This window comes from Hahella ganghwensis DSM 17046, assembly GCF_000376785.1.
GTDB classification, from domain to species: Bacteria; Pseudomonadota; Gammaproteobacteria; order Pseudomonadales; family Oleiphilaceae; genus Hahella; species Hahella ganghwensis.
The window spans coordinates 1-25255 of the sequence record NZ_AQXX01000107.1; the positions used below are offsets into that span (position 1 = coordinate 1).

A 25255-nucleotide genomic window follows, 5' to 3' on the forward strand; every position below is an offset into this window, starting at 1 on the left:
AATAGCGGGCGATCTTCTTTTCCATGCGTTTCCATGGGATCAGCTTATCCATTCGCTCCAGAAAGATTTCCCGGCGGGTCTTACGCTTCTTATTCTGGTATTCAGCTTCGGAGAAAGTCATCTGATCCATGGATAGTATTCCTGATGAGTGAAGTTGGCCGTATTATGACTGATTTGGGGAGTTATTCAGAGCCTCCCTAGAAGAGGAAATTTGTTTGCTTCTCAAATCGAAGGGATGACAACTTGGTTGCCTGGGGCGGAAATTCCTAACTACCAGTTCTTCCACCCTGCAGCAGGTAAGCCCATAACCATCCACAATAATTCAACAACTATCCGTGATAATATGCCGGTATCAGACATACTCACGCCTAACCAAGGGTGTGTTAACTGGGCGGCTTGTACAGAATATCTCGATATCGAGTGGAACAATTAGTTATGCTTTATAAGGATTTGACACAGTATACCGATGGTTTCGAGCCTTCATTGGAGAGAGTATTTAATATTGGTTGGCTAGACAGCAACTCAGATTTTCCGGTAGGCAACGTCAAACCGGAGCATCTTCATAAGTTGAAGGAATTAGCATTAGGGAAACATCCTTTTTCTGCTTGCTTTCGAATCTCAAGGGGCTTCGCAAGCTGTGGCTTATGCGGGGGGATAACGACTACTATTTTTCATGAGAAAAAGGAAATAATAGGTACATTTTTATTGCTTGTACCCAGCTTGGACGACGGTCAATATTTTGCAGCTCCTTCAACAATAATTCACTTTATAGAAAAACATCAGTACATGCCCCCACAGGCGTTCATTGATTCTCTTGAAAGGCTTGATTTGCAGGAGGGGTTTAATGCTGAAAATGTAATAAGAGAAATGATGGAATCATAGTACTAATTTGGATGTAGACCCCATAGAACTCCCGTGGTATTGGATTGACTGACATAATGGAAGGATTTTTTCGGCTGTAGGAGAGAAATGCATCTTCGAAGACCCTTTGAAAAAGTTTAAGCCACTTGCACCAGATGAGATGTTACCTTCGAACCAGCCATGTTCTTAGACGGAGAGCAGACTCTTAAAACAGTTACTCTGTCCAGGTAGGTTCTGGAATTTCCGCCTTCTATTATCCATTGATGCTTTGATACCCAGGATCTTACTGTGCGATCAATGTCGGAGTTTGTTCTAGGCTTCCCACGCGCCAGAGCCCCGATGGTGATTACTCGTGTGGCGTTCATACTCTTCTTTGCTATACGTGAATCTTCGGCGCTTCCAGCCTCGACCTTGGTGCCTTGATAGGTGAGCTGGACGTATTCAAGATCCCAGCAGATGCGGGTTTAGTCGTGCGTCGCAGACACTCACGCCAAGTTAATGACTCTGAAACTGGTTTTGTGTCATTAGCAACATCCCTTCTCCCCACTTTCTTGTGAAGCAAGCTGGATCGGCGGGCAGGGTACTGAACCATATGAACAATATACGCAGCAGTCGCCAGTCTTAGGTTTCAGTAAAGTTTGGCACTGCTCACATTGATAGAACCATTGACAGGCATCTGTTGGCATGGTTTCCAGTTTTTTGAATCCGCATTTTGGGCAAGTTATTTCTGATTCAAAAACAAGTTTCGGTCCCATAACTTTTCCTGCTTGATCTATGAAGACGGATAGCCGGCATCCAGTGTTGTTTTCGAGAGCTGGCCAACATGCATTTTTGATCGACATACTCGACACTGACAGTGTCACGGTTAGGGTGTTAGGCCTTGCTGTACCGACCAATCAGATTATGAGCAAGATTAGAGCTAATAGCTGCTTCATACAACATCTCCTATGCTAACCAGGCCAGCCAGTACGGACTCAATACCAAAAGCAGGGCTACCACTGTAAAAATCCAGAAGAGTATCTGGTAACGCTGGCGGCTTTCTGGAATAGAACAGACACTGCCCTCAGAGCAGCGTTCGATTGGTCGGTGAACCAGCCACCCTGCAAACAAATAAAGCACGATCACCGTAGCAATAAGATAAGCTCGATATGGCTCAAAAGCAGCGAGCGTGCTGATCCAGGAACCACTGACACCAAGCAAAAGTATTATAAATGGGCCAGTACAACACAGGCTGGCTCCAAAAGCCGCAACCAGCCCTCCACTCAGCAACCATACTGGAGACCCTTTCTTCATACACAACCACCTCCGGGAGACAGTATAAAGTCCGCACCATACTACGGAGTCAAGAAAGGTGGCGGCCCAGTGGAACAAGAAAATCAATAATAGGACAAGAATCGCTATCAGTGTTGGACTGGCATGAAGAAATCAACTGCTTCAGGCTTTTCTCTAAGCGCTTCAGATCTTTGATTTTAGTCTGAACCGTCTTGAGTTTGTGTTGGGCTAGATACTGAACCTCGTGACATGACTCAGAACTCAATCTGATCAGAGCATCAATCTCATTAAGCGTAAAACCTAAACGCTGGGCACGTTTAATGAACTGAACTTTTGTCAGAGTTTCTTCTGGATATTGTCGGTAACCTTGGATTGGTTTTTTCGGCTGCTCAATGAGCTCTTGGCGTTCATAGTAGCGGATCGTTTCGACATTGACTCCTGCGGACCTGGCGAGCTGGCTAATGGTGTACATAGTGCCTCTCAAATCCATACTTATTTACGAACCATTATAGATGGTCGCAACTTAAAGAGGGCTAAATATTCCTTAGGAGCAGCAATATCCATATGGTTGCCGGTCACATTCACCCCACGCGATCCAGACTTCAGAGTGACCTGATGCGCTGACTATACTTCCTTCTCTTTTACTTCCTGTTTTTTGCCAGAAACCTGTCCAATTGATTGGCAAACTCCATACGATCCCCATGATTGAGAGCGGGCGGCCCTCCGCTCTGCACACCACTGCTTCTCAGCGTTTCCATAAAGTCTCGCATGGCCAAACGCTGCTTGATGTTCTCCCGGCTGTAGAATTGTCCCCGGGGATTAATCACGTGACCACCCTTCTCTATGACTTCAGCAGCCAATGGGATATCTGCTGTGATCACAAGATCTCCGGGTTCCAATCGCTGGACAATGGTGTTGTCTGCCACATCAAAACCAGATTCCACTTGCACAGATTTGATCCAGGGCGATGGCGGTGTCCTGATGGCCTGATTCGCCACCAGAGTGAGTGGAATTTCGGTGCGCTCTGCCGCTCGAAACAAAATTTCCTTGATAACATTCGGACAGGCATCGGCATCTACCCAGATTTGCATGGTGTCAGCTTCCTATATTTCGGGTATTCATGATCCAACAATTAAGATCGGATTAAGTCAGTGGGTCTATTATGCTCTAAATGGCTGTGTCAGGCTGAATTTTCTATTCTGGAGTATTTAATCAACAGCTTTTCAAACTGCTGCCGATTAATCGGTTTGTGCAGAAAATCGTTCATACCGGCATCTCTCAGACGCTGTTCGGTTTCCGGAAGTGTGTGGGCACTGATACCGATGATCGGCACAGGCGACAGCTGTTGGGCCACCTCATGATTCCGGATTTCAATCGTGGCCTGACAGCCATCCATTACCGGCATTTCATAGTCCAACAATATCAGCTTATATGCATCCGGAGCCTGCATATAAGCCGCCAGTACTTCCTGACCATCACTACAGAAGGTTGATTCGCAGCCGAAGGTTTCCAGAAAACGCTCAATCACCATGGCGTTAACCTTATTATCCTCTGCCACCAGAACCCGAAAACAGTCAGGTTTATAAATGCTCTCATCCTGACGCTCTTCATGAACCTGCGATAGCTCATAGCTCCCTTCCGGTTCTTCCACCACGACCATTGGCACTTCGAACCAGAAAGTAGAACCGCACTCCGGAGCGCTGGTGACCCCGATTGTACCCTCATGAAGCTCGACCAGACTCTGACAAATGGCCAACCCCAACCCGGTACCACCATAGCGACGGGTAGTGGATTTGTCTCCCTGATAAAACGACTGAAACAGCATCTGTTGGTATTCTTCCTGAATGCCGATGCCAGAATCGGTTACTTCAAACCGGATTTTCTGTTGGTCGGTCACCATGACTGCCAGCTCGACAGAACCTTTGTCTGTAAACTTGAATGCGTTGGACAGGAGGTTAATGAGAATCTGCTTGACCCTGAGGGGGTCCAGCATCAAAGAATGCGGAATATTGCCCTTATAGCGCACTCCAAAGCCAATGCCTTTATCAGTGGCAACCGTATTGAACAGCTCACAACAGCTATTCACGAGAGGTTTCAATGCTGTCGGTTGCAAATCCAGCTCAAGGCGCCCTGCTTCAATTTTGGAAAAATCCAGTACACCATTGATCAGGTGCATCAGGTTTTCACCGCTACCTTTGATCGCATCCAGATAGCTTCGCTGGTCTGTTTCAAGCTCGGTATCCTGTAGCAGTTCTGTCATTCCCAGAATACCGTTCAGCGGTGTTCTTATTTCATGACTGAAGGTCGCAATGAACTCCCCTCTGGCCCGGTTTTGAGCCTCAGCCTCAATAGCCGTGGATTCCAATTCAAATTGTTTTTCCCGATCCGTGGCAATTTGTCGCTGCAATTCCAGACGGTGCTTCTGTAGGGCGCTAAATCTGGCAGCCAGCGAGAAAGAGAGCAAAAGCCCCTCGACAGCCGAACCCAGCCAAAAAGCATTGTTGGTAATTGGATTCGCCGGGATCCAGCCAAATTTGTTGGCCCCATAGATCGTTGTTCCCACTGCCAAGGCTACCCAAGCCAGTGTGTACAGACGTGAAGTCAGCTCTCCCTGAGACCAGGTCAACAGCCCGGCAACCAGAAATGCAGCTGACCCGGCCATCCCCAAAGCCACGACCAGCTTAAGATGAAGGCCCAGTGGAAGAATCAAACCCGACACCATTATCAAGGTGGCCAGGGTGATAACCACTTTGTTCCAGCGCAATAACCTGGGCCATCGGGTCAGGCCCAGCGCCTCGATACTGAACAATCCGGCACAAATCACCGACATGGCAACCCCAAGTTGCAACGACAAATAACCCCATATCGGTGTTTCTGGCCAGAGAAACTGAGGCCCCAAACCTGTCTGAGAGGCCTGGATCAGGATCAATGTGGCGATATAGCCAACATAATAGCTATGCCCCTTGGAACGTAATGTCAGAGCCAGGAACAGGTTGTAGGCCATCAGAGTCAAGAGAAGGCCAAAGTACAGTGCATATTTGGTCTGATCATATTGGTAGTCAACGTAGTACGCATCCCTATTCCACAATGCAAGAGGTACCTGCATGGACCCCCCTTCCCTCGCTCTGACGTAAACAGTCGCATACTCGTCAGGAGCAAAATTCAGGGGCAGAACGAAATTGCGATTATCCAAAAGCCTGGAGTGATAGGGGTAGGCATTCCCGGTATTGAGAACTTTTTCAGCCACCCCGTCGTCCCGGATGATGTATATCTCTACAAAATCCAGGGTAGGTGCCGCCAGAACCAGCAGCGGCTGCAGGGTTAGGGAACTTGTGTTCTGTATATCGAAACGGAGCCAAAGGGGCTTTTCAATAAAGCCGAAATTTACCCCCTTATTTTCATCAAGTTGCTGCCAGAGAGAGGCTTTGGCAGAAACATCACTAATGGAACTGTTGCCGTCCTGGTCGATCCAGTACTCCATTACGTCTGACAGGTCGATAGAACCCTGGGGAATATCCACAAGATTCAATTGACCTGCATAGACAACTGGCCCGTTTAAAATCAAGATCAACAGACTGACCAGAGTAACTGATAGCCAGCGTTTACCCATTTGCAGAAATATACCTCGGTTCGCCTTTTGTCCCCTGTTAGTCAGATTAGCACACCAACAACGGGACAAATGCTGACGTTTGGGACTTACTAGCCAAAAAAGCAGTAAACTGCGAACGTTACACCATGATAGAACAGGCTGACTATCGGCCAAATGGCAATTTAACCATTTATAACGATCCTGCTGGTTTCTGATTACGTATAAACTACAACAAGTTACCAAATAGTCAACGAAAAGTGTTGTTTTAGTGTAGGTACAGTACGTATCGACACTGTACAATTATTGGACAGATATTGACGTCATGCTTGACTGGACGCAGAGATGAGCAATATCTCTGCTGGAGAATACGCCATGGCTATCAACATCAATAACACCTTTAACAATCTTCCTCCGATCAGCGATACCCGGATCAACCAGCGTTTTGAGCAAATCAGTTCGGGAAACCGAATCAACAGCGCCGCCGACGATCCTGCAGGTCTGGCAATCAGTAATCGATTTGATGCCCGAATCGGAGGATTCAATGTCGCTATCCGAAATGCCGGCGACGGTATCTCATTCACCCAATTGGCGTCAGGTGCCTTGGGTCAGGTCACAGACAATCTACAGAGAATTCGAGATTTATCGCTCCAGTCAGCCAATGGAACACTCTCAGACAGAGATCGGCAAGCACTGCAGAAAGAAGCAGACCAGCTTCTGGAAGGTACTCAGCAAATTCTTGAAAATACCAACTTTAACGGAGTCAATGTCTTCAATAATGAGGAGGAATTGACGTTTCGGGTGGGAGAGGAGGCCAGCGCCGAGGTCTCGGTCGGAGGCAGTAATCTGCTCGAACAGCTCAACAGTCTTGGCCTGGATGAACTGAACATCAGTACCCAGGAAGGTGCGACTAACGCCCTGTCCGCCATTGATGACAGTTTGGCAGCCGTCAGTGAACGGGACGCAGAACTTGGCGCTGTCGCCAACAGGTTTGAGGCCACGATCTCTCAAGCAGAAACCAGCCGGGCCAATGCGGCGGAAGCCCGCAGCAGGATCGCCGACACTGATATTGCAGAAGCTGCATCCAGCCTGATATCCGAACAGGTTCGAAACCAGGCACAGATTGCCGTACGGGCACAGGCAAACGGTCAGGCACAACAAGTTCTTCGACTGCTTTCCGGATAACACGCTCTAGGGAACTTCTGAAAAGCGTTGGCGAGGCCGCCAGAGCAAGGAAAAATTCGGAGAAAAAGCACAGTCTATCGTGAATAAATATGCATTTTGAGCCGACTTGTGACGCCGCCATGGCAACGCAGGTAGTTTTTCAGAGTTTCCCTAGAACTTTTGCAGGGTTACAAGCCTCCTGACATTGCTGCATAATGCTCAGGTGCCGAACATCGACGCGCCTGATTTAATCCGATTTTTACCAGCAATGGAACAATAACGAAAAAGATGCTTGAAAAACCGCTGAATGCCCGCCAGGCGAATATTCTGAAAATGATCGAGCAAAATGGCTCGGCAACGATAGATGAACTGGAATCGAGCTTTGATGTCACCCCGCAGACTCTGCGCCGTGACCTGAATCTACTGGCAGACGCCAATCTGATCCAACGCTTCCACGGTGGAGCCAGCTCAACCACATCCACCCAAAATCTTCCCTATCAGGATCGGCAAATTCGCTACCTGAAAGAAAAAGAAGCCATTGCCCGGGAAATTGCCCTGCATATACCGGATCACAGCAGCCTGTTTATTAATATCGGCACCACCACAGAGACGATTGCCAAAGCGCTGATGAATCATAACGGCCTCCAGGTCGTGACCAATAATCTTCATGTCGCCAGCCTGATGAGCCAGAAGGAAGATTTCCGGGTTATTGTTACCTCAGGAGAAGTCCGGGCACGTGACGGCGGGATTGTCGGTGAAGCCACAATGGACTTCGTCAAACAGTTCCGCCTTGATTTCGGTATTATCGGCATCAGTGCCATCGATGAGGACGGCACTTTGCTCGATTATGATTACCGGGAGGTTAAGGTCGCCCAGGCGATTATTGAACACAGTCGACATGTATTTCTGGCTGCGGATCATTCAAAGTTTGGTCGAAGGGCCATGGTCAGGCTGGGCAATATCACCCAGGCCAACATGTTTTTTACAGACCAGCCACCTGAAGACAATATTATCCGCATGATGGAAGAAAACGACGTGCGGCTCCAGATCTGCAATTAATGTTATTCTCCGGGGGTGGGCACAGACTTTCCCACCCCTAATTCCTTATCAAGCGCTTTTATTTCAGACCGCGTCCCTGTGCACCCAGGACCTCTCCTAGCACCTCCGTTCTTAATTGGCATCCGCTCATCAAGCTTTTTTACCTGATACGTCTTAGCCATTCTCAGCCGTTCCTACCGCAATTGAATTCACAAGCCCGACATATTCCGAGCCCATAGTGAAAATAACCGATCACGGAAAGATCAAATAATTTACAAACTTTCGTTTATTTTCCTTTTATTTTCTTTTTTGTTGATTTAGCATTCATTCAATATGAACAACTATCCAATAACAGGTTTTAATCCCATGAAGGAACAAGTCTATGATCTTTTAGTGGTCGGCGGGGGTATTAACGGTGTAGGTGTGGCTCTGGATGCACAGGGACGCGGCCTGAAAACTGCTCTCGTGGAAATGAAAGACCTGGCCAGCGCAACCTCTTCGGCCAGTAGCAAACTCATTCACGGCGGTCTGCGCTATCTGGAGCATTATGAATTTCGCCTGGTTCGGGAAGCCTTGAATGAGCGTGAAGTCGTATTCCACAAAGCGCCACACATCGTTAAGCCCATGCGTTTTATCCTGCCTCACCGGCCACACCTAAGACCCTCATGGATGATTCGTTCCGGCCTGTTCCTGTATGATTTTCTCGGTAAGCGCGATGTACTGCCCGGCAGCAAATTCCTGCGTTTTAAACAGGGTAACTCGCCACTGAAACCTGAAATCAACAGAGGCTATGAGTATTCCGACTGCTGGGTAGATGATGCCCGTCTGGTCACGTTAAACGCCATGCAGTGCCGGGATCTGGGTGGAGATGTTTTCACTCACACGAAATGCATCGGTGCCAAACAGGAAAACAATCTGTGGCATATTCAGGTACGTGATGAATTGAGCGGCAAGGAACGTACCCTGAAAGCCAAAGGCCTCGTCAATGCAGCCGGCCCCTGGGTCAAAGACCTGTTGACCGATGAACTATCGCGCACCAGTCCCCGTGGAATCCGCCTGATCAAAGGCAGCCATATCGTAGTTCCACGCATCCATGAACAGGAACAGGCTTACATTCTGCAGAACGAAGATGGCCGAATCGTCTTTGTGATCCCTTATCTGGACAAGTTCTCCATTGTCGGCACCACCGATGTTGAGCATAAAGGAGCACCCGATACGGTGCAGATTTCCCAAGGCGAAATCGACTACCTGTGCAAAATAGTCAATCAGCACTTCACCCGCCAGATCTCTCCGGCAGATGTGGTCTGGACCTATGCTGGCGTTCGGCCGTTATGTGACGATGAGTCCGACTCACCTCAGGCCGTCACCAGGGATTACACGATCGAGTTGGAAACAGAGGGCAAATTACCCTTGCTTTCAGTCTTTGGTGGCAAGCTGACCACCTACCGCAAACTTAGTGAAGCGGTAATGAACAAATTACAGTCGTTTTACCCATCAATGGGAGCTTCCTGGACAGCAAACAGCAAGCTGCCTGGCGGTAATATCGGTTCAGATATCACAGCCTACACAGCCAAATTGCATGAGCGCTACAAATTCCTGAACCAGGAAACAGCCAAACGTTTGGCGACCACCTATGGTTCCAGGGCGGAATATATTCTTGGCGAAGCAGAGTCACTTGATGACCTTGGTCTGAATTTCGGTGCCAATCTGACTCAAAAGGAAGTCGACTATTTGGTACAGTACGAATTCGCCTGCACCGCAGAGGATGTGCTGTGGCGCCGGACCAAAATGGGTCTGTTTCTGGATCAGGAACAAAAGAACGCTGTCAGCAACTACATCGAAAAAAAAGCATTCGATAACCGGGCAGCTGCGTAAAATGACAATCGGTCAGGCATGAGTCTGACCGATGCTTTAAATTTTTATAGCTGTTACGCTAATGCCTGACAGCTGTATTGAGAACCTGACCGTTTCACTAATACGAGAATAAAAACTGTGAATGGATACTTGTTAGCCATTGACCAAGGCACCACGAGCAGTCGTGCCATTCTGTTCACCCATCAGGGTAAACCAGCCTTTGTTTCCCAACAGGAATTCCCTCAGCACTTCCCCAGTGATGGTTGGGTTGAACACAATCCCTATGATCTTTGGAATACCACCGAGCATGTATGCCGTGATGTCCTCAAACAGGCAGGGATACAGGCCCGGGATATTACTGCGATCGGGATAACCAACCAGCGCGAAACCACTATCGTATGGGACAAAGTCACCGGAGAACCGATCTACAATGCCATCGTCTGGCAGGACCGCCGTACAGCGGAATATTGCCAGGAGCTGCGTGATCAGGGACTGGCGGACAAGGTGCGGGATAAAACTGGATTGTTGATCGATCCTTATTTCTCCGGCACTAAAATCCGGTGGATTCTGAATCAGGTGGAAGGCGCTCGTGCCCGGGCAGAAAATGGCGAGCTGTTGTTCGGCACCGTAGACACTTATCTGATGTGGAAAATGACCGGCGGTAAGACCCACGCAACTGATGCGACCAACGCGTCCCGTACCATGCTTTACAACATCAAGACTCAGCAATGGGATGAAGAGCTTCTTAAACTGCTGGACATTCCAGCCTGCATGCTGCCAAAAGTTCTGAATTGCGCCGACGATTACGGGCGCACTGAAGAACATTTCATTGGCGGACAAGTCCCCATTTCCGGCGTCGCCGGGGACCAGCAGGCAGCACTGTTCGGCCAGGCATGTTTTGAGCCCGGCATGTGCAAGAGCACCTATGGTACCGGTTGCTTCATGATCATGAATACCGGTGACAAACCGCTGACATCAGACAATCAGTTACTGACCACCATCGGCTACTGTCTGGACGGAAAAATCACCTATGCCATTGAAGGCAGTATCTTCATGGCCGGCGCCACTGTGCAGTGGCTGCGGGATGGTATCAAACTGATCACAAACGCCGGCGACAGCCTGCAACATGCGCTTAAAGCGGGCGCAGATCAATCTGTATATCTGGTACCTGCATTTACCGGTCTGGGTGCACCTCACTGGGACCCTAAGGCCCGAGGAGCAATCGTAGGACTGACCCGTGATACCGGTATTGAGCAGATTGTAACGGCCGGATTGCAGTCCGTCTGTTATCAGACTCGCGATCTGCTGGAGGCCATGAAAGCCGACGGCGTCAAAGAACTGGCTGCACTGAGAGTGGACGGTGGTATGGTCGTTAACGACTGGGTGATGCAGTTCCTGGCTGACATTCTACAGGTCCAGGTAGACCGCCCTCTGGTGACTGAGACCACGGCTTTGGGTGCCGCCATGCTGGCCGCATTACATCAGGGAATTTATTCTTCTCTGGAGGAGCTGCAGAGCTACTGGCAATGCGAAAGATCATTCAAACAAAAAATGGATGATGCAACGGTCAGCCGTCTTTATAAGGGCTGGCAAAAAGCTCTGGAAGGAGTGAAGCATATTTCTGCCGAATAGCTAGCGAAGTAAGCGATGCCTATCAGCCGCTCACTGGCTGATAGGCATTAGTTTTATATCGCCATATCAAAGGCCAACTCAACTTCAGGTTGAGCTTCCCGCCCCCAATTCACCAGATTGATACTCTGCTCCAGATCAAATACCGGCTCACCCAAAAGCGTGTTGATAATACTGGCAGAGCGCCAGCACATCAGGCTCATCTGAGGCTCCGCAATCCCGTGACTATGACGCCCTGCATTGACAGCGAAAATGCGATTGGCTTCCGGTCCGTCCCAGACTACTTCAAAGTTTCGGGTCAAATTGAAACGCCCGTCTTCATCCAAGGACAAGCGGTGACGCAGATTATCCAGATAAGCAGGAACTTCTGACTCAAAGCCTGTGCATAGAATCACGACATCCACCTGCAGCTTCTCCAACTGCTGATGCAGACCATTCATCATTTCAAGAGTGTAGTGCCCATCAGCATAAGTCATGCCCGTCAATTCGCGATAGGGCCTCAGATCCAGATGATCCGTTTGCCCGGTAATCGCCCGTTCATACAGTTTCTGGTAAAGCGCCTTAAGGGTATCCGGAGAAATACCGTCCGAGGCCAACTTCTGGCTCGCCACGATATTCTGTTTGGCATTTACGGGCAGTTTAAAGAAGGTATCTACATACTGCGGCGTGAAAAACTCGTTGGTAAAAGGCGTCTCATCCAAGGGTTCAAAATTCTGTCGACGTGACACCCAGTGAACACTTGCTGGCGCCCCCCAATGGCTGTCCATCATGCTTTGGAACACTTCCGCACCGGTTTGCCCACCTCCGACGACTGCCACGCGCAGCCCTTCCACGGAAAAATCGCGCTGCGCAATGCCGATAGCATGGAAAACGTTTCCTCCCATATGGGGACGAGCGCACTCAGGGACATAGGGACTTTTACCGGTTCCCAGGCAGATGTTTTTTGCAGCAACTGGCTCAGATTCTCCCTCTATATGCAACAGAAAGTGCCCCTCTGAAAAGTCCACCGATTGTACTCTCGTATTGTATTGGACCATCGGTAAACGCTCAGACACCCATTTCAGATAATTCGCATATTCCGCCCGACTAACAGCACTGAGTTCCGCCGAAAGAAACTGGTAAAAGCGTTTGTGAGACACGAGGTAATTCAGAAAACTATGTGGATTAGTCGGTGCAACGCCCGTCACTAGATCCTTTAGATAAGAAGTCTGCACTCTGGCATCCGGAAGCAGCATTCCCGGATGCCATGAGAATGACGGCTTACGTTCGAAAAAACTGGAACGAATCGCTTCCCCCCGGCTGTTCAGTCCATCAATGAGTGCGGCAATACTCAGATTAAAAGGTCCCGCACCCAGGCCCGCTAGATCAAGAGGCAGTGTCATAGTGATTCTCCGTGACGTTTTCCACAACTAAAGGATTGATGATCGGTGTTCCCAGTTCAGGGACGGGTCTATCTGCAGAGTCGGCATATCCGATACGAAAGCGAACCCGGTTAATACATACTTTGAGAATAGTGTCAGTAAACAGTGGAAACAGCTGATAGCGGTCTGATAGTTCCGGATGCTGCCTCTGATACTCCTTCAGCACGTCTGCCAGCAAAGAATAGAAGCGTGCTTCCGGGACACCACATTGTTTCTCAATTAAGGGTGAAATAAATCTAAGTGTGGTCACAAAGTGACCGGTGACCAAATCATGTATCAGATATTCCGCTGGCAATTTTGTCAGGCTTTCTTTTACATCAGCAGGCATCGCTGCCAATTCACTGAAATTCTGGTCTACGATTCGTAGATCACCATGAAAGTCTTTAACGGACATTCTGACAGGCACGAAGTCTTTCAACACCACACTGATATTCTGACCGTGGGCAACCAGACCCACGCCGTACTTTGACATTAAATGGTAGAGAGGCACTACGACCACATCAAAGAGCTGGCGCAACCAGGCCTCCGGGTCCAGTGTTGAGCGGCAGATATATTCAGCAGCCAATGATTTCCCTTCAGCGTCACACTGCATGAGCGTCGCCATGAGTATTCCCCGTTCATCCGGGGCCAAATGACTTTCGAGAGACTCCCGCCAAACAACTCCCAACATCTCTCGATACCGATAGGGAGTTTCGGGTACCTGCTCCTGAACCGGGTGTCCGCAGTGGATACCGCAAACTTCACGCTGAACAATCATATATCGAGATAGAACCGGGTCTACCTCTGCAACACAATGCAGCCAACGGGATAACTCTGCCCCGGTGGCGATATGCTTGCCGGGAATTCCCCGATAACACGAGGTATTCAGAATGGTCAGCGGCAGCTTGATATCAAACCCTGATTCCGTACTTAAGTTAGAGAAGGTACGAATAGACTGCTGAGGAAGATAATCATCCTCCAACTCACCAACCGGAACAATGTCACCACTCTGAATCCAGGACTGGTACTGTATGACAATATACCGCTGCCATTGCCAGGGGTGCACAGGCACGGGATAGTAATCCGCAAGGTTTGCACCTCGGCGCTTTAGATTACCTGTTACCGCACTCATCAGGTCTGCAGAGAGATGCTTTTCCAGAATCCTCCAAGGATCACGATCACTCTCATACCCTACCGTACAGAGCTTTCGGCTAACCAGTATCAGCATCAACCGGGCTGACTTGCCAGACTCCGGCGCGTACCGGTTCAGTTCATCGGACCCCCAGCCCATTCGTCCTTTGTTCGCTATCGCTTTGGGATGCCCCTCCAGCAAGGACTGCAATACCGGCTGCTCCAATTCGACCATATCAGCGGCAGTGAAAGCAGACAGCCTTTGCTGCTGGCGGTAACTGCTGTATAAGGTGTTCTGAACCTCTTCCAGAAAATTACCCAGATCAATATCATTCAGTTGCAGGTCTTTTTGGGCATGCAACAAAAACTCTATCACTGAGGTAACCGGCTTATCCTGATAGCGAATACTCTTTGGATCCACCTGAAGCCAGCCCCATATGCTTCTTTCGGCACAGAACTGATATTGGTGCTGATCATTCAGCATCAACTGATAGGTTTGACCATCAGCGGTGGTTGGATGCCAACATTCCTCGTAAGCGCACTCTCCAATAATTTTGGCAACCAGGGCCTGATGGCAATGCACCCACAGTATAGGATCAAGGTTCATTGTTCTTCCTTCCTGAAAGATAGGCATTCAGAGAACTGTGGATTGGAAGAAATCATGCTTCTCACACTTTAGAAGGGCAGCCCGTTTATGCGGAAAATCAAACTCCCGCTCTTTATACCAGGCAGTATGTTCGATCCATTTCAGAATCCTGGTGTTGTCTGCGCGTGGCTCTCCCATAATCCGGTCAGTCCGGGGGTCAAGCAGCAGCAAATAGTGTGTGATGGCATTAATCCAATGGGCAGTCCGTCCGCGCCCCAGATAATTAACTTCACCTACCAGAACATGAAAGCCATGATCAAAGGGGCGGGCATCGTAATAAGGTCCCAAACGATCCTCCAGCGCCCAGTAGGTTTCAACATACCCAAAAGGCACGCCGTCGAAACAGGCAATTAGCGGCTCGCAATGAGGATCGGATAAGCGATCACGCAACATGTCATCAAGCTCTTCCCGACTTAGCGCATATTCCCAGAACTCGGCAATCCTGGGTTCATTCTGCCAGCGATGGAAACGCTCGCCATCCTCTTCCACACTCGCACGACGAAGGCTGAAGACTTCATTCAACTCTGGGATAAAGCGTTGATAAAGTATGGTATCAGGGGTTTGCGGTCGAACAGGAACTGGCTCAGAAACACCTTCGACTTCAACACGTACATCAGGTGCAACACTCAAGACTTCCGGTGCCAGCCAATGTTCCCGAATCTGATAGAAAGCCGCCCGATCAATCGCAAGTCCTCCCTTCACATTTCTCCAGTGAGACATGTGAAGTTCTGGTCTATCTGTCAGTAGGTCATTCGAAATCACCAACTTTGCTGACTTGCTGTAGGCAAATAGCTGATCCATCAACTGAGACGCCTGACGATTCGAATCCAGAGCCCCATACAACCCGGTAATCAACATTTCATCAGATGGTTGAAGGGTAAAATCAACCTGCCACTGCCGGATACCTTGCTGAATAACCAGACTGTTATCAGCAGAATGGGGAATCACTTGAAACTTTTCCACCTGCAGAGTGTGTTTTGTGTTGTCATATGAGTCAGTTATTTGTGCAATCGTATTCATGATCTTCCGGTCAGTTTGTTGATTCAATCGTTTTTTTAAGAAGCGGTATACTGGATCGCGGGCTCTGTTGCGATCTGCCCGGTATTTTCCGAAGTGCAAACATCGGAAGCTTGTGAACGGTTCAATAGTGGATTTGCCATCGTGTGGTACATCGCCAGGTAATCCGACTCAGTATTTTCATTGAGCTTTCTTAATGCGATGAGGAAGTTCCCCTTAGACAGAAGCTCCGGCGTATCAAGCAGGTAATGTATACACTGTTCGTCACGCACTCCCAGGGACTTCACTGAAAGTAAGAAATTTCTCAGGCACTGAGTCAACCGAACCTCGGGCACGGAACCATCACGACATAGACTGCTGATCACGTTAAAAGTGGCATTTATTATCATGTGATAACTGAACAGACGAATGCCCAATTCGTCTTCAAGAACATTGGCGCTGTCCTTGCCCATATCAACAATTTCTTTGCTGTATAACTGATAGGCCAACTGGGTATAGCCTGTTCCCTGACAGTCCCTAAAGTACATTTTTTCCGGGAAGCCACTTGCGTCGAGTTTTAAAACAATATTTTGCTGGTGAGCGCCAAAAAGCAGGCCATAATCAGCCTGCCCAATCAGCAATGGCTTCACAGCAACTTCCAGATATTGACGGAACCAGTTAACAGCCGTTTCCGGGTAGTCTTGGGAGAAGTGACGCAACCGTTGCTCCAGACGGGAGACACCATTGCGCGGGTCGTCCTGTAGCAGCGTGGCCAAAACTTCCGTATTATTTTCAATCCCGTTTCTAAACGGGTTTTCCCGCCAGAGTACTATGGTTTCTTCATAAGGCTGGCCGTCCTCACCACATATGGCCGCAGCCGTAGGTTCCATTAAAATCTGGCAGTCAGGAAACCGGGCAACAAACTCCTGTGCTTTCCCGGTCATTAGAACTCTGAACAGCTCCGCCCCGCGCACTAGTTCTTCAGGTTGGAGGTGGCGAATGGAGTTGGTCAGCTTGACACTTAGGGAAAACTTTAGCATCCAGGGTACCTGAGCACTGTAAATGGCTCGTACGGATGAGGTGGCACTCCAGGGAATACTCCCCTGACCCAGATGTATCACTGCACCTTGTTCCATCAATTCGTTGATGCGAGCAGAATCCTGCCAAACCTTATGCTGAAATGGGTGACAGGGAAACAACACTTCCTCTGGCCCGATCTGCTTTGCCCATGCTTGCGCACGCTCATCTGACTGAATCAGGTCTGTCACCAGTTTCTGATATTCACAGCCCTGACTTTCCCGTACATACAGCCTGTCTTTCTTCAACCGATACCAATGCAGAACGAACCTTCCGCCGTATTCAGGCGCATAGGACAAAGTGTCTTCTTCTGAAAAGTTATCTCTTGCCTTTGGGCAGGGATGGATAGAGTGGCCAGTGAACAATGACGTTTCAGCTTGTTCAAAGCTTAGCGTCCCCTGAAATAACTCCTCCATGTCGGCCTTGCGATAGTTGAGTGCATGCCTCATATTCTCATCGCTCTCCAAGGCTCTTTTGACAAAGGCTTTCACGGTGTCTGAAGTATCAGTTTCAGCCGTCAGCTGGCTATTCAGCATCACCGCTTCAATTGCCTGCTGCAAAGGCAAAGGATGAATCTCTCCTGAGGCGTCCTGCATCAGACAGGGAGCCAACAGGTGATGTCTGCCAGTCGTGGAGAAATGCCGACAAGGTACAGAAAGCACCCCCTCGGAAACAGGTATATCAAACCAACCGGCCGGATACTCAACCTCACTCGTGGACTTTGCATCGGATTGGGCAGATCGGTAACTCCAGCCATTCCATTCTCTGATTAAACCATTGAAAAAGCAGTTGAGAGAGGGATCGAAAAAGAAGCTCATTGTGTCCTTCCAAGGCTGTCAGGGGCATTGAATGTTGAATTCTTTCGAATCAAATGACCGAATCGATTGGCGACTCATCATGCGATGAATACCAATCCTGCACTTCCGAGTTCCAAAATATGCTAATGCGTGTGATAATTGTTTTCAAGTGCGAACAATTATCATTTATGAGTTTTTGATAAAAATCACAAATTGACAGGTCAAAATGGACTCCGAGAAATTTCCGCCAAGCACCGAATCCAATACAACAACCGCTCATGTCAGTGTGTTACTCATGGGCACATTACAATCAGCGTTATTGGCCTGTCTGCCATTACTGATTGCAAGCACCCCGATGACGACATCATTGTGGTCCTGGCTGATTGGCGGCGGCTTGCTGGGGTTTGTCTTCTGCGGCCCGATCTGGGGCAAACTGACGGACCGATATACCCCTGCCCGAACTCTTACCTGGACCTTTGCCGGTTTGACGACATCTCACTTGCTTCTGCTTGCGGCTGTCACCATTGCGATCATCAAACCAACCGCATTCTGGCCTATTCTGGGAGGATTGATTCTATCGCGCCTGGTCTACTCGCTGTTTGCCTCTGGGCTCTTTGGAGCAGCACAGGCCAGTGTCATAACGCCATATCTAAATAATACGCGCAGCCATCTGGCACGGCTGAATGCCGCCAACCAGGCCGGGCGTTTGTTAGGCCCTCTACTTGTCGCTCTCTGTGCCTGGTATCACGCACTCTTGTCGCTCTATCTACTTGGAGTGATCTGCATTCTGGTGTCCTGGTCACTACTTTATCGAACGCATTATCTTTACCGAACGAATGAACGGAGCCGGATGAATAGCCCTTGTCAGGCGAAAGACCTGGCTTTGGAAACCGATTCCGAGCAGCAGCTCTCTGGAAACACCAACAAACAACACAATGTCAACAACGAGCGGATTGATTGGAGAAAAATGCTTCCTGAGCTTTCCATGGCGCTCTGCCTGACGTTCTTCCTGGGTACGATACAGTTTGTTTTGGGGCCTTACCTGCAACACCAATACGGCTTATCTCCGGAGGAGGCGACCCAACAATTAAGCCTTATGCTGGCTATGTCAGCTTTATCAATGGTCGTCACTGCTCTTGTCTTGATTCCGAAGCTTCAGGATCACGCCAAAAGTTATCTCATAATGATGCTACTGACTGTCTGTGTGGGCAGTATATTGCTGGGTAGCAGCGACAGTATTGCCATACTGCTGACAGGACTGATACTTGCCTGTGTGGGAGTGGCACTCATCACTCCCTACTACGGCCAACAGCTCAGGGACCGGTGGCCACTACGACAAGGTCTCATCGGAGGTATCCTGACCAGCGCTCACACCATTGGTTATGGTGTCGGCACTCTGGCTGGTGGTTTGCTTTTCCAGTACTTCCCCGACTACGCCCTCAGGATCTCCATGTTATTGGGTCCGACAATATTAGTTTTAACCTTGTGGCAATGTTCAAAAAACAGCATTTCGCCTCTTCCTGAGGCGCGCCAAAAACAATACACTATTGCTAATGTGAATGATTGTGATTTAAATTAATATATTATCACTTATTAGCTGTCGTCATATGTCCGTTTCCCTTGAGTTTGATTCTGTCGCCTACCGCATCGGCCAAAAAACATTGGTGTCCGATTTATCACTGACCTTTCCGGCCGGATCGATCAGTGCTGTCATCGGTCCTAACGGTTCAGGTAAGAGTACATTTCTTAAACTGGCCAGCCGCCTGCTGTCGCCGAGTCAGGGAAACATTCAGTTGGGTGAGAAGCCCTTGAAGCATTACCGTCAACGGGAGCTTTCCCGCCAGTTGGCTCTGCTGCCGCAATCTGCGCCTCGGCCTCTGGGGATGCTGATAGAAGATCTGGTGGCGTGTGGACGGCACCCGCATCGCTCGGTACTGGGACGCCTGAGTCAGCATGACCAGGAAATGATTGACTGGGCACTCCAACTGGTGGATCTGGCCGACCGCCGCAAAGAACGGGTCGATGTTTTGTCCGGCGGCGAGATGCAGCGCGTCTGGCTGGCGATGATTCTGGCACAGGATACCCCCATCATTCTCCTGGATGAGCCAACTTCGTATCTGGATCTCAGCCACCAGTTCGAGCTTCTGGAGCTGGTGCAGGATATCAACCGCCAGCTCAACAAGAGTATTGTCTGGATACTGCATGATATTAATCAGGCTCTGCAGTTCAGCCATCAGATACTGCTCATGAAAAAAGGCTCACCTGCATTTTTTGGCACACCTGAGCAGTTGCTGGAGCTTCCTCTGCTTGACGAAACGTTTCAGCTTCATACAACCCGTGTTGAACTGCCTGACGGCAACACCTACTTGCATTGCCGCTCCAACAATTACCGTCCTCGTCAGGTAAGCAACAGTGGAAAACCTTCTCTGGAGAAAGTACGTTGCGATTGATGGTTTTCCTGATATGCAGTCTGCTCATACTGAACTGTGGGCAGGTGTATGGCAGCGTTAGTGCTCAACATGCCATGGGCACCCTGGAACTGCCTTCTCCCCCCCAACGGGTTGTCGCTTTAAACTGGACAGCCGTAGAAATGCTGCTCAGCCTTGATGTCGTTCCGGTTGGTGTTGCCAGTATCAAGGGATACCGGCAATGGCAGTCAAATCATCCGGAACTTCCTGAGGGTATCACCGAACTTGGCAGCCGCAGCCAGGTCAACCTGAAAGCCATTGCAGCACTGAAACCCGATCTCATCGTTGGCTACCCCTGGCGACACCGCAGTGTATATGAAGCATTAAGCAAGATTGCCCCTACAGCACTCTTTCAACAGTATCCAATGTCGGGAGAAAAAGACTTTCGTTATTTTGACGTCATGCAGAAAAACTTTGTGCAGCTATCCCGCCTGCTGGACAAGGAAGAAAAAGCGCACCTACTGATCAGACAAATGAGAGTTGATCTCGACAACGCACGCACTCGCCTGGCAGAAACCGGATTTACGGGTGAACAGATCGTCATCGCCAAAGCCATCGGCATGGGCCTGGGTGTCAGAGTCTTCAGTCCGGAATCACTGGCAGGAACAATTGCTTCAGAACTGGGACTCATCAACCGCTGGAAAACCTCCATTCCCGGTAGGGATTTTTCTCATATTCAATTGCGTGAGCTGGCGGCATTCCAGGATACCCATATGTTTATGGTTGGCGGCCTGACTGACAATGCCCAACAACTCACCGACTCCTCTCTCTGGCCTCATCTTCCGTTTGTGAAAAGTCATAAACTGTACAGTACTCCACAGCTATGGAGCTTCGGTGGCCCAGTCAGTGCGACAAGAATGGCAACCACCATTACCCAAACCTTGATCGAACAAGCACCTCAATCAACAGGACAGGGGCTATGAAGCTGACAAACGCTGTCTTCGCCGGCCTGACACTGCTTGGTTTACTGATTGCCGCCTCATTTTGTCTCAATGATCAGTGCACCACAGTATTCCCGTTATTATTAACGAACAATGCTTACAGCCTGGATCAGGAGCTGTTTGTCACACTGACAATTCCCCGAACTCTGCTGGCCTGCCTGATTGGGGCGGCTATGGCCCTTGCCGGAAATCTGATTCAGCAAAGCCTGCAGAACCCTTTTGCCAGCCCAACCACCCTGGGCATCAATGCCGGCGCGATGGTGGGACTGATTGCGGGACAACTGATTTTTGCCAGTCTCACCCCCTGGGAGGCCTCACTCTGGGCCTTTGGCGGTGCGGCCATGACCGCTCTGGTGGTTTATGGGTTTGCTGCCTGGCTGGGGAGTAGTGCCCTCAATACCATTCTCGTGGGCATGGCATTATCACTCGCCCTGGGCGCACTGACTTCCGGATTTATGCTGTTTTATGAAAACCGCCTGGATGGCATGTTTCTCTGGGGAGCCGGAACACTGCAACACCTGGAAACCCCGGACTTAATTTCCTACTCATTGCCACTGGGCATCTGTATTTTTCTGGGTATATTCACTGCCAGAGCCCTGGACTTATTCCATCTGGGCGATCAGACAGCCTCCTCACTGGGTGTATCCGTTGCCAAAATCAGGGGGCTGAGTCTACTACTTGCCACAATATTGGCCGGTCTGTGTATCAGCATTGTCGGTGTGATCAGTTTCGTGGGTCTGGTGGCTCCTCATCTGGCCAGGCTGTTTGGTGTTCGGAAGGCTGTTCACCACGCGGTTCTTACGGCTATTTTTGGTGCTGTCATGCTTTTGGCTGCAGACTTTCTTGCAAGAGTGGTAGGAGGTCATGACTTCCCGCTTCCAGCAGGGGCCATGACCACCATCATCGGCGGACCATTCCTGTTATGGATGCTATTGCGACTTTCCAAACAGAGAACACGATTGCCCGAAGCGCGCGAGGTGGGTCTGTCTCCTCTATTTGCGTGTCGCCCCGGCACTTTGCTCACCGTTCTGATAATCACGCTGGCAGGCTTACTGTGGCTTACCTCGCCGAATAGCAGTCTGGACTCCCCCATTGCCTATCTCTACGCTTACCGCTCAGCTGTCGCGGCACTGGCTGGCGCTGCGCTGGCGTGCTCTGGACTGATCTTTCAGGGGCTGTTAAGAAACCCTCTGGCCAGCCCCGATATATCAGGCGTAACCACCGTCGGCGTCCTGGTGGTGGTGATCACCTTGAGTTTTAGCCCGGATCTGAGCCGGATGGATTTTGCCTGGCTTTCGATGTTTGGCAGCTTATTGGTTCTTCCCGTGTTTTTCCTGTTACTGCGAAGACCGGCCTATTCTCCGACTCATGTCGCCCTGGTGGGCATGACGCTCTCCGCTATCGCCGCCACCTTGAATACCTTATTACTGACTTTGGGAGCAAGTCAGGCTTCAGATGCACTTCTATGGTTGTCAGGTACGACCTATGGTGTCACTCAATCCCAATGGTGGCTGCTGGTTGCCCTGACAGTTCCGCTCATCGGCTGGGTACTGCACCAGGCACGCCTGCTGGACATTCTGCAACTGGGCCCGGAATTATCCCAAGCACTCAATGTGACCGTTAAACGCCAGGGCCTGTTAATGCTCGCAGCGGCTTGTGTGCTGGCTGCCGCCTCTGTGGCCGTGGTCGGTGGCATTGGCTTCGTTGGCTTGATGGCACCACATCTGGCCAGCATGTTGGGCTTATCCAATTATCGTCAGAAGATGGCCGGCAGCCTGTTGATTGGAGCCATATTGCTCATCGCAGCCGATGCGCTGGCCCAGTCAGTCATGTCACCGTTCGAACTCGCCGCCGGCATTACCACGGCAGTTCTGGGTGGCACCTATTTCGTCATTCTATTGCTGACAGGTAAATACCGGCAGCGCTTCTCATCCAATCCCAGCTTACCCAATTAGGCGCCACCCGGGGATTCATGACTAAGCACGCATGTCTATAAATTTCAAACGCGAATGATTATCAACCCTAAGTATTAATACTTTTCATCAAGCAGGAGTCAAGTCGTGACACGATCATCCCGACCATTGTTTAACAAGACCACCAAGGCGACAGGAATCGTTGCCATGGGCGTTATGCTTTCTGGCATTGCCATAGCAGAGGACGCCATTGTCATGGATGATGTATTCGTAACGGCCTCCCGAGCGGCTCAATCCATCTCGGAAATTCCGCAAACCGTGCAAGTGATCGACAATGAACAGATTGCAGAGCAAGGCGCAACCGGAGCTTCTGTGGCAGATATTCTTGGTCGTCTGGTTCCGGGAATGGGGACCAGTACCCAGATATCGACAGATTTTACCCAGACGATCCGTGGGCGCGATGTTCTACTGCTGATTGATGGTGTTCCACAGATTGAAAACCGAAATGTCAGCCGTCAGTTGAATACGCTCTCCCCCAGCATTATCGACCGCATTGAAGTGATTTCCGGCTCCAGTGCCGTCTATGGGTCAGGGGGCGCTGGTGGCGTGATCAATATCATCACCAAAAAAGCACGCGAAGACGGCGTTCAGTTCACCACAGACATCGGTACGTCTATCACCGGTTCCACGCCGGAAAAGCGAATCAATAAATACAATGTTGGCCAGACTGTCACCGTCAAAGAGGGTGATTTTGACCTGTTCCTGAACGCCAATTATGAAGAGCGTTACGGTAGGTACGACAGCGAAGGAAATCGCATTGCTCCCGAACCAGCTCAAGTTGGGCGGGAAGATACAGAAACCCGGAACATTCTGCTAAAAGGTGGATATCAACTTAATGAAACACAGGATATTCAACTATCCGGGGAATGGTTTCGTGATGATATGGATACCACTCATGGCCCGAATTACGGCCCTGGGGCTGCCTATATCACCTCCGGTGGTAGGATGTCTTTTCCCACTGAAGCTGTCGATGGTCTGAAGCTGGATGACCAGCCCTATAGTCACCGTGATGCCTATTCAGTTTCCTTTAACGACCAGGATACACTGGGGGGCAGTTTTCACTTACTGGGCTACTACCGCCAACGTGAATATAAGTTCTATCCATTTCCGACCTTCCTTCCTGATCTGCCAGGTTTAAGTGCGCTTAACCGGCTGGTAGTGAATCAATCTGTCAGTGAGTCAGAAGTCTGGGGTAGTAAGCTGGTATTCGACACACCTGTACACGAGCAGGTCAACCTGGTGTGGGGCGCAGACTATGAGATTGAAAAAGGATCGCAGAAAGCCAAAAGTTACGACTCCGGCACGTTTCTCGCCTCCAATGGCCTTGAATACAGCCCCACCGGTCGCAGTTATGCTTACGGCCCGGATGTAGAGACACAGACACTGGCAGGATTTCTACAATCCACCTACACACCAATAGATCCACTCACACTGCAGCTCGGTTTACGTTATGAAAAAATCAAACAGGATATCAGTGATTTCACGTCGCCCTATGAATCCCTGATTGACTATGCATACGATGATGCAGGCATGCCAGCCGCTTTTGCGCCGACAGAATTGGAAGGTGGCAAGGTCAATTACAATTCTCTGTTAGTCAACACCGGAGCCATCTACCGGATAAACCCTGAACATGAAGTATTCATCAACTACTCCGAAGGCTATGAACTGCCAGATACTGCACGGTTGCTGAGAAATGCCGTGGCGGAAGACAGCCAGCTTGTCGCCGTCACCGGAGGTGCGTATACGGCAATCGATGACATCAATCTTGATGCCATGAAAGTGAAAAGCTACGAGCTGGGATGGCGCGGTCAGTGGCAATCTGTTCAGTCAAGCGTGACTGCGTTTTATAACAAGTCGGATAAAACGGTGAAGTTCAATAGCGATTATTCCGTCGACATGCTGGAACAGCAGAAACGTATCTACGGTTTAGAAGCAACGCTTGATGTGTTTGTTACGGATAATATTGTCGCCGGCGCCACCTACGCGTTTACCGAGGGTCGTACCAAAGATGATGAAACCGGTACCTGGATCGATCTCGATGCCAGCGAAGTGGCTCCAGAGAAAATCACGACCTATGTAGGGTATGTGAAGGATGACTACAGTTTGAGATTACAGGCGCTGAAGATTCAGGACTATGAAAAAGACGCTTCCATCAACGATACCACCGGAGAAGTGAGCACCATCAAGCCTATCGATGGTTACCTGGTAGTTGATTTGATTGGCCGGTTTAATCTGCCAGTAGGTGAATTGACAGCAGGTATCAGCAACCTCTTTGACCGAGACTACAAAACTGTCTACTCACAATGGGCTGAAGCCACGTATGGCTCACCATCTGGGCTTAGCGCAGAGGGCCGGACACTAACTTTGGGATACTCTGTAACCTATTGATTACTCTTCTCTAAAAGGCACTGAAGCACCTCTC

The 25255-nt window shown here is 49.7% G+C and carries 20 protein-coding genes; 11 read left to right on the plus strand and 9 right to left on the minus strand.

Going from position 1 to position 25255, the window contains the following annotated elements; all coding sequences use genetic code 11:
• Positions 1–235 precede the first annotated feature (235 nt).
• Both F566_RS38320 and F566_RS0111290 read left to right on the plus strand, forming a co-directional pair.
• Entirely contained in the window at positions 236–433 is a 198-nt protein-coding gene (locus tag F566_RS38320) for a putative adhesin (RefSeq protein ID WP_033416126.1), read from the plus strand.
• A gap of 2 nt (positions 434–435) precedes the next feature.
• Positions 436–882 carry a DUF7919 family protein gene (locus F566_RS0111290; protein ID WP_020407096.1) on the plus strand — a complete coding sequence of 149 codons (447 nt, stop codon included), beginning with the start codon at positions 436–438 and terminating at the stop codon, positions 880–882.
• 503 nt (positions 883–1385) lie between these two features.
• Here F566_RS0111290 and F566_RS37925 read toward each other — a convergent pair.
• From F566_RS37925 to F566_RS0111310, 5 genes are all read right to left on the minus strand, one after another.
• A complete protein-coding gene (locus F566_RS37925; RefSeq protein ID WP_425402009.1) occupies positions 1386–1703 on the minus strand; it encodes a GDCCVxC domain-containing (seleno)protein in 318 nt (105 codons plus the stop codon).
• A 103-nt stretch (positions 1704–1806) separates the two neighbouring features.
• Entirely contained in the window at positions 1807–2154 is a 348-nt protein-coding gene (locus tag F566_RS0111295; RefSeq protein WP_020407097.1) for a mercuric transporter MerT family protein, read from the minus strand.
• A 49-nt stretch (positions 2155–2203) separates the two neighbouring features.
• Complete coding sequence (gene merR, locus F566_RS0111300; RefSeq protein ID WP_020407098.1) at positions 2204–2605, minus strand: mercury resistance transcriptional regulator MerR; 402 nt, start codon at positions 2603–2605, stop codon at positions 2204–2206.
• Between the two features lie 169 nt (positions 2606–2774).
• Positions 2775–3224, minus strand: a complete 450-nt coding sequence (locus F566_RS0111305; protein ID WP_020407099.1) for a YaiI/YqxD family protein — start codon at positions 3222–3224, stop codon at positions 2775–2777.
• Between the two features lie 89 nt (positions 3225–3313).
• Positions 3314–5743, minus strand: coding sequence for a hybrid sensor histidine kinase/response regulator (locus F566_RS0111310; protein ID WP_020407100.1), 2430 nt, complete (start codon positions 5741–5743; stop codon positions 3314–3316).
• Between the two features lie 321 nt (positions 5744–6064).
• On the opposite strand from F566_RS0111310, the gene F566_RS0111315 reads away from it, so the two are divergent.
• From F566_RS0111315 to glpK, 4 genes are all read left to right on the plus strand, one after another.
• A complete protein-coding gene (locus F566_RS0111315; protein ID WP_020407101.1) occupies positions 6065–6904 on the plus strand; it encodes a flagellin N-terminal helical domain-containing protein in 840 nt (279 codons plus the stop codon).
• 267 nt (positions 6905–7171) lie between these two features.
• Positions 7172–7942 carry a DeoR family transcriptional regulator gene (locus F566_RS0111320; protein WP_020407102.1) on the plus strand — a complete coding sequence of 257 codons (771 nt, stop codon included), beginning with the start codon at positions 7172–7174 and terminating at the stop codon, positions 7940–7942.
• A 345-nt stretch (positions 7943–8287) separates the two neighbouring features.
• Positions 8288–9796, plus strand: a complete 1509-nt coding sequence (gene glpD, locus F566_RS0111330; protein WP_020407104.1) for a glycerol-3-phosphate dehydrogenase — start codon at positions 8288–8290, stop codon at positions 9794–9796.
• A 117-nt stretch (positions 9797–9913) separates the two neighbouring features.
• Complete coding sequence (gene glpK, locus F566_RS0111335; protein ID WP_020407105.1) at positions 9914–11407, plus strand: glycerol kinase GlpK; 1494 nt, start codon at positions 9914–9916, stop codon at positions 11405–11407.
• A gap of 53 nt (positions 11408–11460) precedes the next feature.
• Here the strand turns inward: glpK and F566_RS0111340 are convergent, their stop codons facing one another.
• From F566_RS0111340 to F566_RS0111355, 4 genes are read right to left on the minus strand one after another with little or no spacing between them, the layout of a single operon-like run.
• Positions 11461–12786 (minus strand): lysine N(6)-hydroxylase/L-ornithine N(5)-oxygenase family protein, encoded by a 1326-nt coding sequence (locus F566_RS0111340; protein ID WP_020407106.1) that lies wholly within the window; start codon positions 12784–12786, stop codon positions 11461–11463.
• Entirely contained in the window at positions 12770–14542 is a 1773-nt protein-coding gene (locus F566_RS0111345; protein ID WP_020407107.1) for an IucA/IucC family protein, read from the minus strand. The genes F566_RS0111340 and F566_RS0111345 overlap by 17 nt, the downstream gene beginning before the upstream one ends.
• Positions 14543–14569: 27 nt before the next feature.
• Positions 14570–15601: a GNAT family N-acetyltransferase gene (locus tag F566_RS0111350; RefSeq protein WP_020407108.1), complete on the minus strand. Its 1032-nt coding sequence runs from the start codon at positions 15599–15601 to the stop codon at positions 14570–14572.
• Positions 15602–15636: 35 nt separating this feature from the next.
• Positions 15637–17472, minus strand: a complete 1836-nt coding sequence (locus F566_RS0111355; RefSeq protein WP_020407109.1) for an IucA/IucC family protein — start codon at positions 17470–17472, stop codon at positions 15637–15639.
• 274 nt (positions 17473–17746) lie between these two features.
• Here F566_RS0111355 and F566_RS0111360 point away from each other — a divergent pair, with 274 nt between their 5' ends.
• The 5 genes from F566_RS0111360 to F566_RS0111380 all read left to right on the plus strand — a co-directional run bounded on the left by F566_RS0111360 (position 17747) and on the right by F566_RS0111380 (position 25221).
• Positions 17747–19030 (plus strand): MFS transporter, encoded by a 1284-nt coding sequence (locus tag F566_RS0111360; RefSeq protein ID WP_169334441.1) that lies wholly within the window; start codon positions 17747–17749, stop codon positions 19028–19030.
• Positions 19031–19058: 28 nt separating this feature from the next.
• Positions 19059–19901: an ABC transporter ATP-binding protein gene (locus F566_RS32610; protein ID WP_020407111.1), complete on the plus strand. Its 843-nt coding sequence runs from the start codon at positions 19059–19061 to the stop codon at positions 19899–19901.
• Positions 19901–20842 carry an ABC transporter substrate-binding protein gene (locus tag F566_RS32615; RefSeq protein WP_020407112.1) on the plus strand — a complete coding sequence of 314 codons (942 nt, stop codon included), beginning with the start codon at positions 19901–19903 and terminating at the stop codon, positions 20840–20842. The genes F566_RS32610 and F566_RS32615 overlap by 1 nt, the downstream gene beginning before the upstream one ends.
• Positions 20839–22815, plus strand: coding sequence for an iron ABC transporter permease (locus F566_RS0111375; RefSeq protein WP_020407113.1), 1977 nt, complete (start codon positions 20839–20841; stop codon positions 22813–22815). The genes F566_RS32615 and F566_RS0111375 overlap by 4 nt, the downstream gene beginning before the upstream one ends.
• A gap of 105 nt (positions 22816–22920) precedes the next feature.
• Positions 22921–25221 carry a TonB-dependent receptor gene (locus tag F566_RS0111380; protein WP_157496745.1) on the plus strand — a complete coding sequence of 767 codons (2301 nt, stop codon included), beginning with the start codon at positions 22921–22923 and terminating at the stop codon, positions 25219–25221.
• Positions 25222–25255: the final 34 nt, after the last annotated feature.

Bases quoted from the DNA above. Each gene is read 5' to 3' on its own strand.
- F566_RS0111315 (WP_020407101.1), top strand. From the start codon at position 6,065: ATGAGCAATATCTCTGCTGGAGAATACGCCATGGCTATCAACATCAAT.
- F566_RS0111305 (WP_020407099.1), bottom strand. From the start codon at position 3,224: ATGCAAATCTGGGTAGATGCCGATGCCTGTCCGAATGTTATCAAGGAA.
- F566_RS38320 (WP_033416126.1), top strand. From the start codon at position 236: ATGACAACTTGGTTGCCTGGGGCGGAAATTCCTAACTACCAGTTCTTC.
- F566_RS0111340 (WP_020407106.1), bottom strand. From the start codon at position 12,786: ATGACACTGCCTCTTGATCTAGCGGGCCTGGGTGCGGGACCTTTTAAT.
- F566_RS0111295 (WP_020407097.1), bottom strand. From the start codon at position 2,154: ATGAAGAAAGGGTCTCCAGTATGGTTGCTGAGTGGAGGGCTGGTTGCG.
- F566_RS0111360 (WP_169334441.1), top strand. From the start codon at position 17,747: ATGGGCACATTACAATCAGCGTTATTGGCCTGTCTGCCATTACTGATT.
- F566_RS0111375 (WP_020407113.1), top strand. From the start codon at position 20,839: ATGAAGCTGACAAACGCTGTCTTCGCCGGCCTGACACTGCTTGGTTTA.
- F566_RS0111320 (WP_020407102.1), top strand. From the start codon at position 7,172: ATGCTTGAAAAACCGCTGAATGCCCGCCAGGCGAATATTCTGAAAATG.
- F566_RS0111345 (WP_020407107.1), bottom strand. From the start codon at position 14,542: ATGAACCTTGATCCTATACTGTGGGTGCATTGCCATCAGGCCCTGGTT.
- F566_RS32615 (WP_020407112.1), top strand. From the start codon at position 19,901: ATGGTTTTCCTGATATGCAGTCTGCTCATACTGAACTGTGGGCAGGTG.
- F566_RS32610 (WP_020407111.1), top strand. From the start codon at position 19,059: ATGTCCGTTTCCCTTGAGTTTGATTCTGTCGCCTACCGCATCGGCCAA.
- F566_RS0111355 (WP_020407109.1), bottom strand. From the start codon at position 17,472: ATGAGCTTCTTTTTCGATCCCTCTCTCAACTGCTTTTTCAATGGTTTA.
- F566_RS0111350 (WP_020407108.1), bottom strand. From the start codon at position 15,601: ATGAATACGATTGCACAAATAACTGACTCATATGACAACACAAAACAC.
- F566_RS0111310 (WP_020407100.1), bottom strand. From the start codon at position 5,743: ATGGGTAAACGCTGGCTATCAGTTACTCTGGTCAGTCTGTTGATCTTG.
- F566_RS0111290 (WP_020407096.1), top strand. From the start codon at position 436: ATGCTTTATAAGGATTTGACACAGTATACCGATGGTTTCGAGCCTTCA.
- F566_RS37925 (WP_425402009.1), bottom strand. From the start codon at position 1,703: ATGTCGATCAAAAATGCATGTTGGCCAGCTCTCGAAAACAACACTGGA.
- glpD (WP_020407104.1), top strand. From the start codon at position 8,288: ATGAAGGAACAAGTCTATGATCTTTTAGTGGTCGGCGGGGGTATTAAC.
- merR (WP_020407098.1), bottom strand. From the start codon at position 2,605: ATGTACACCATTAGCCAGCTCGCCAGGTCCGCAGGAGTCAATGTCGAA.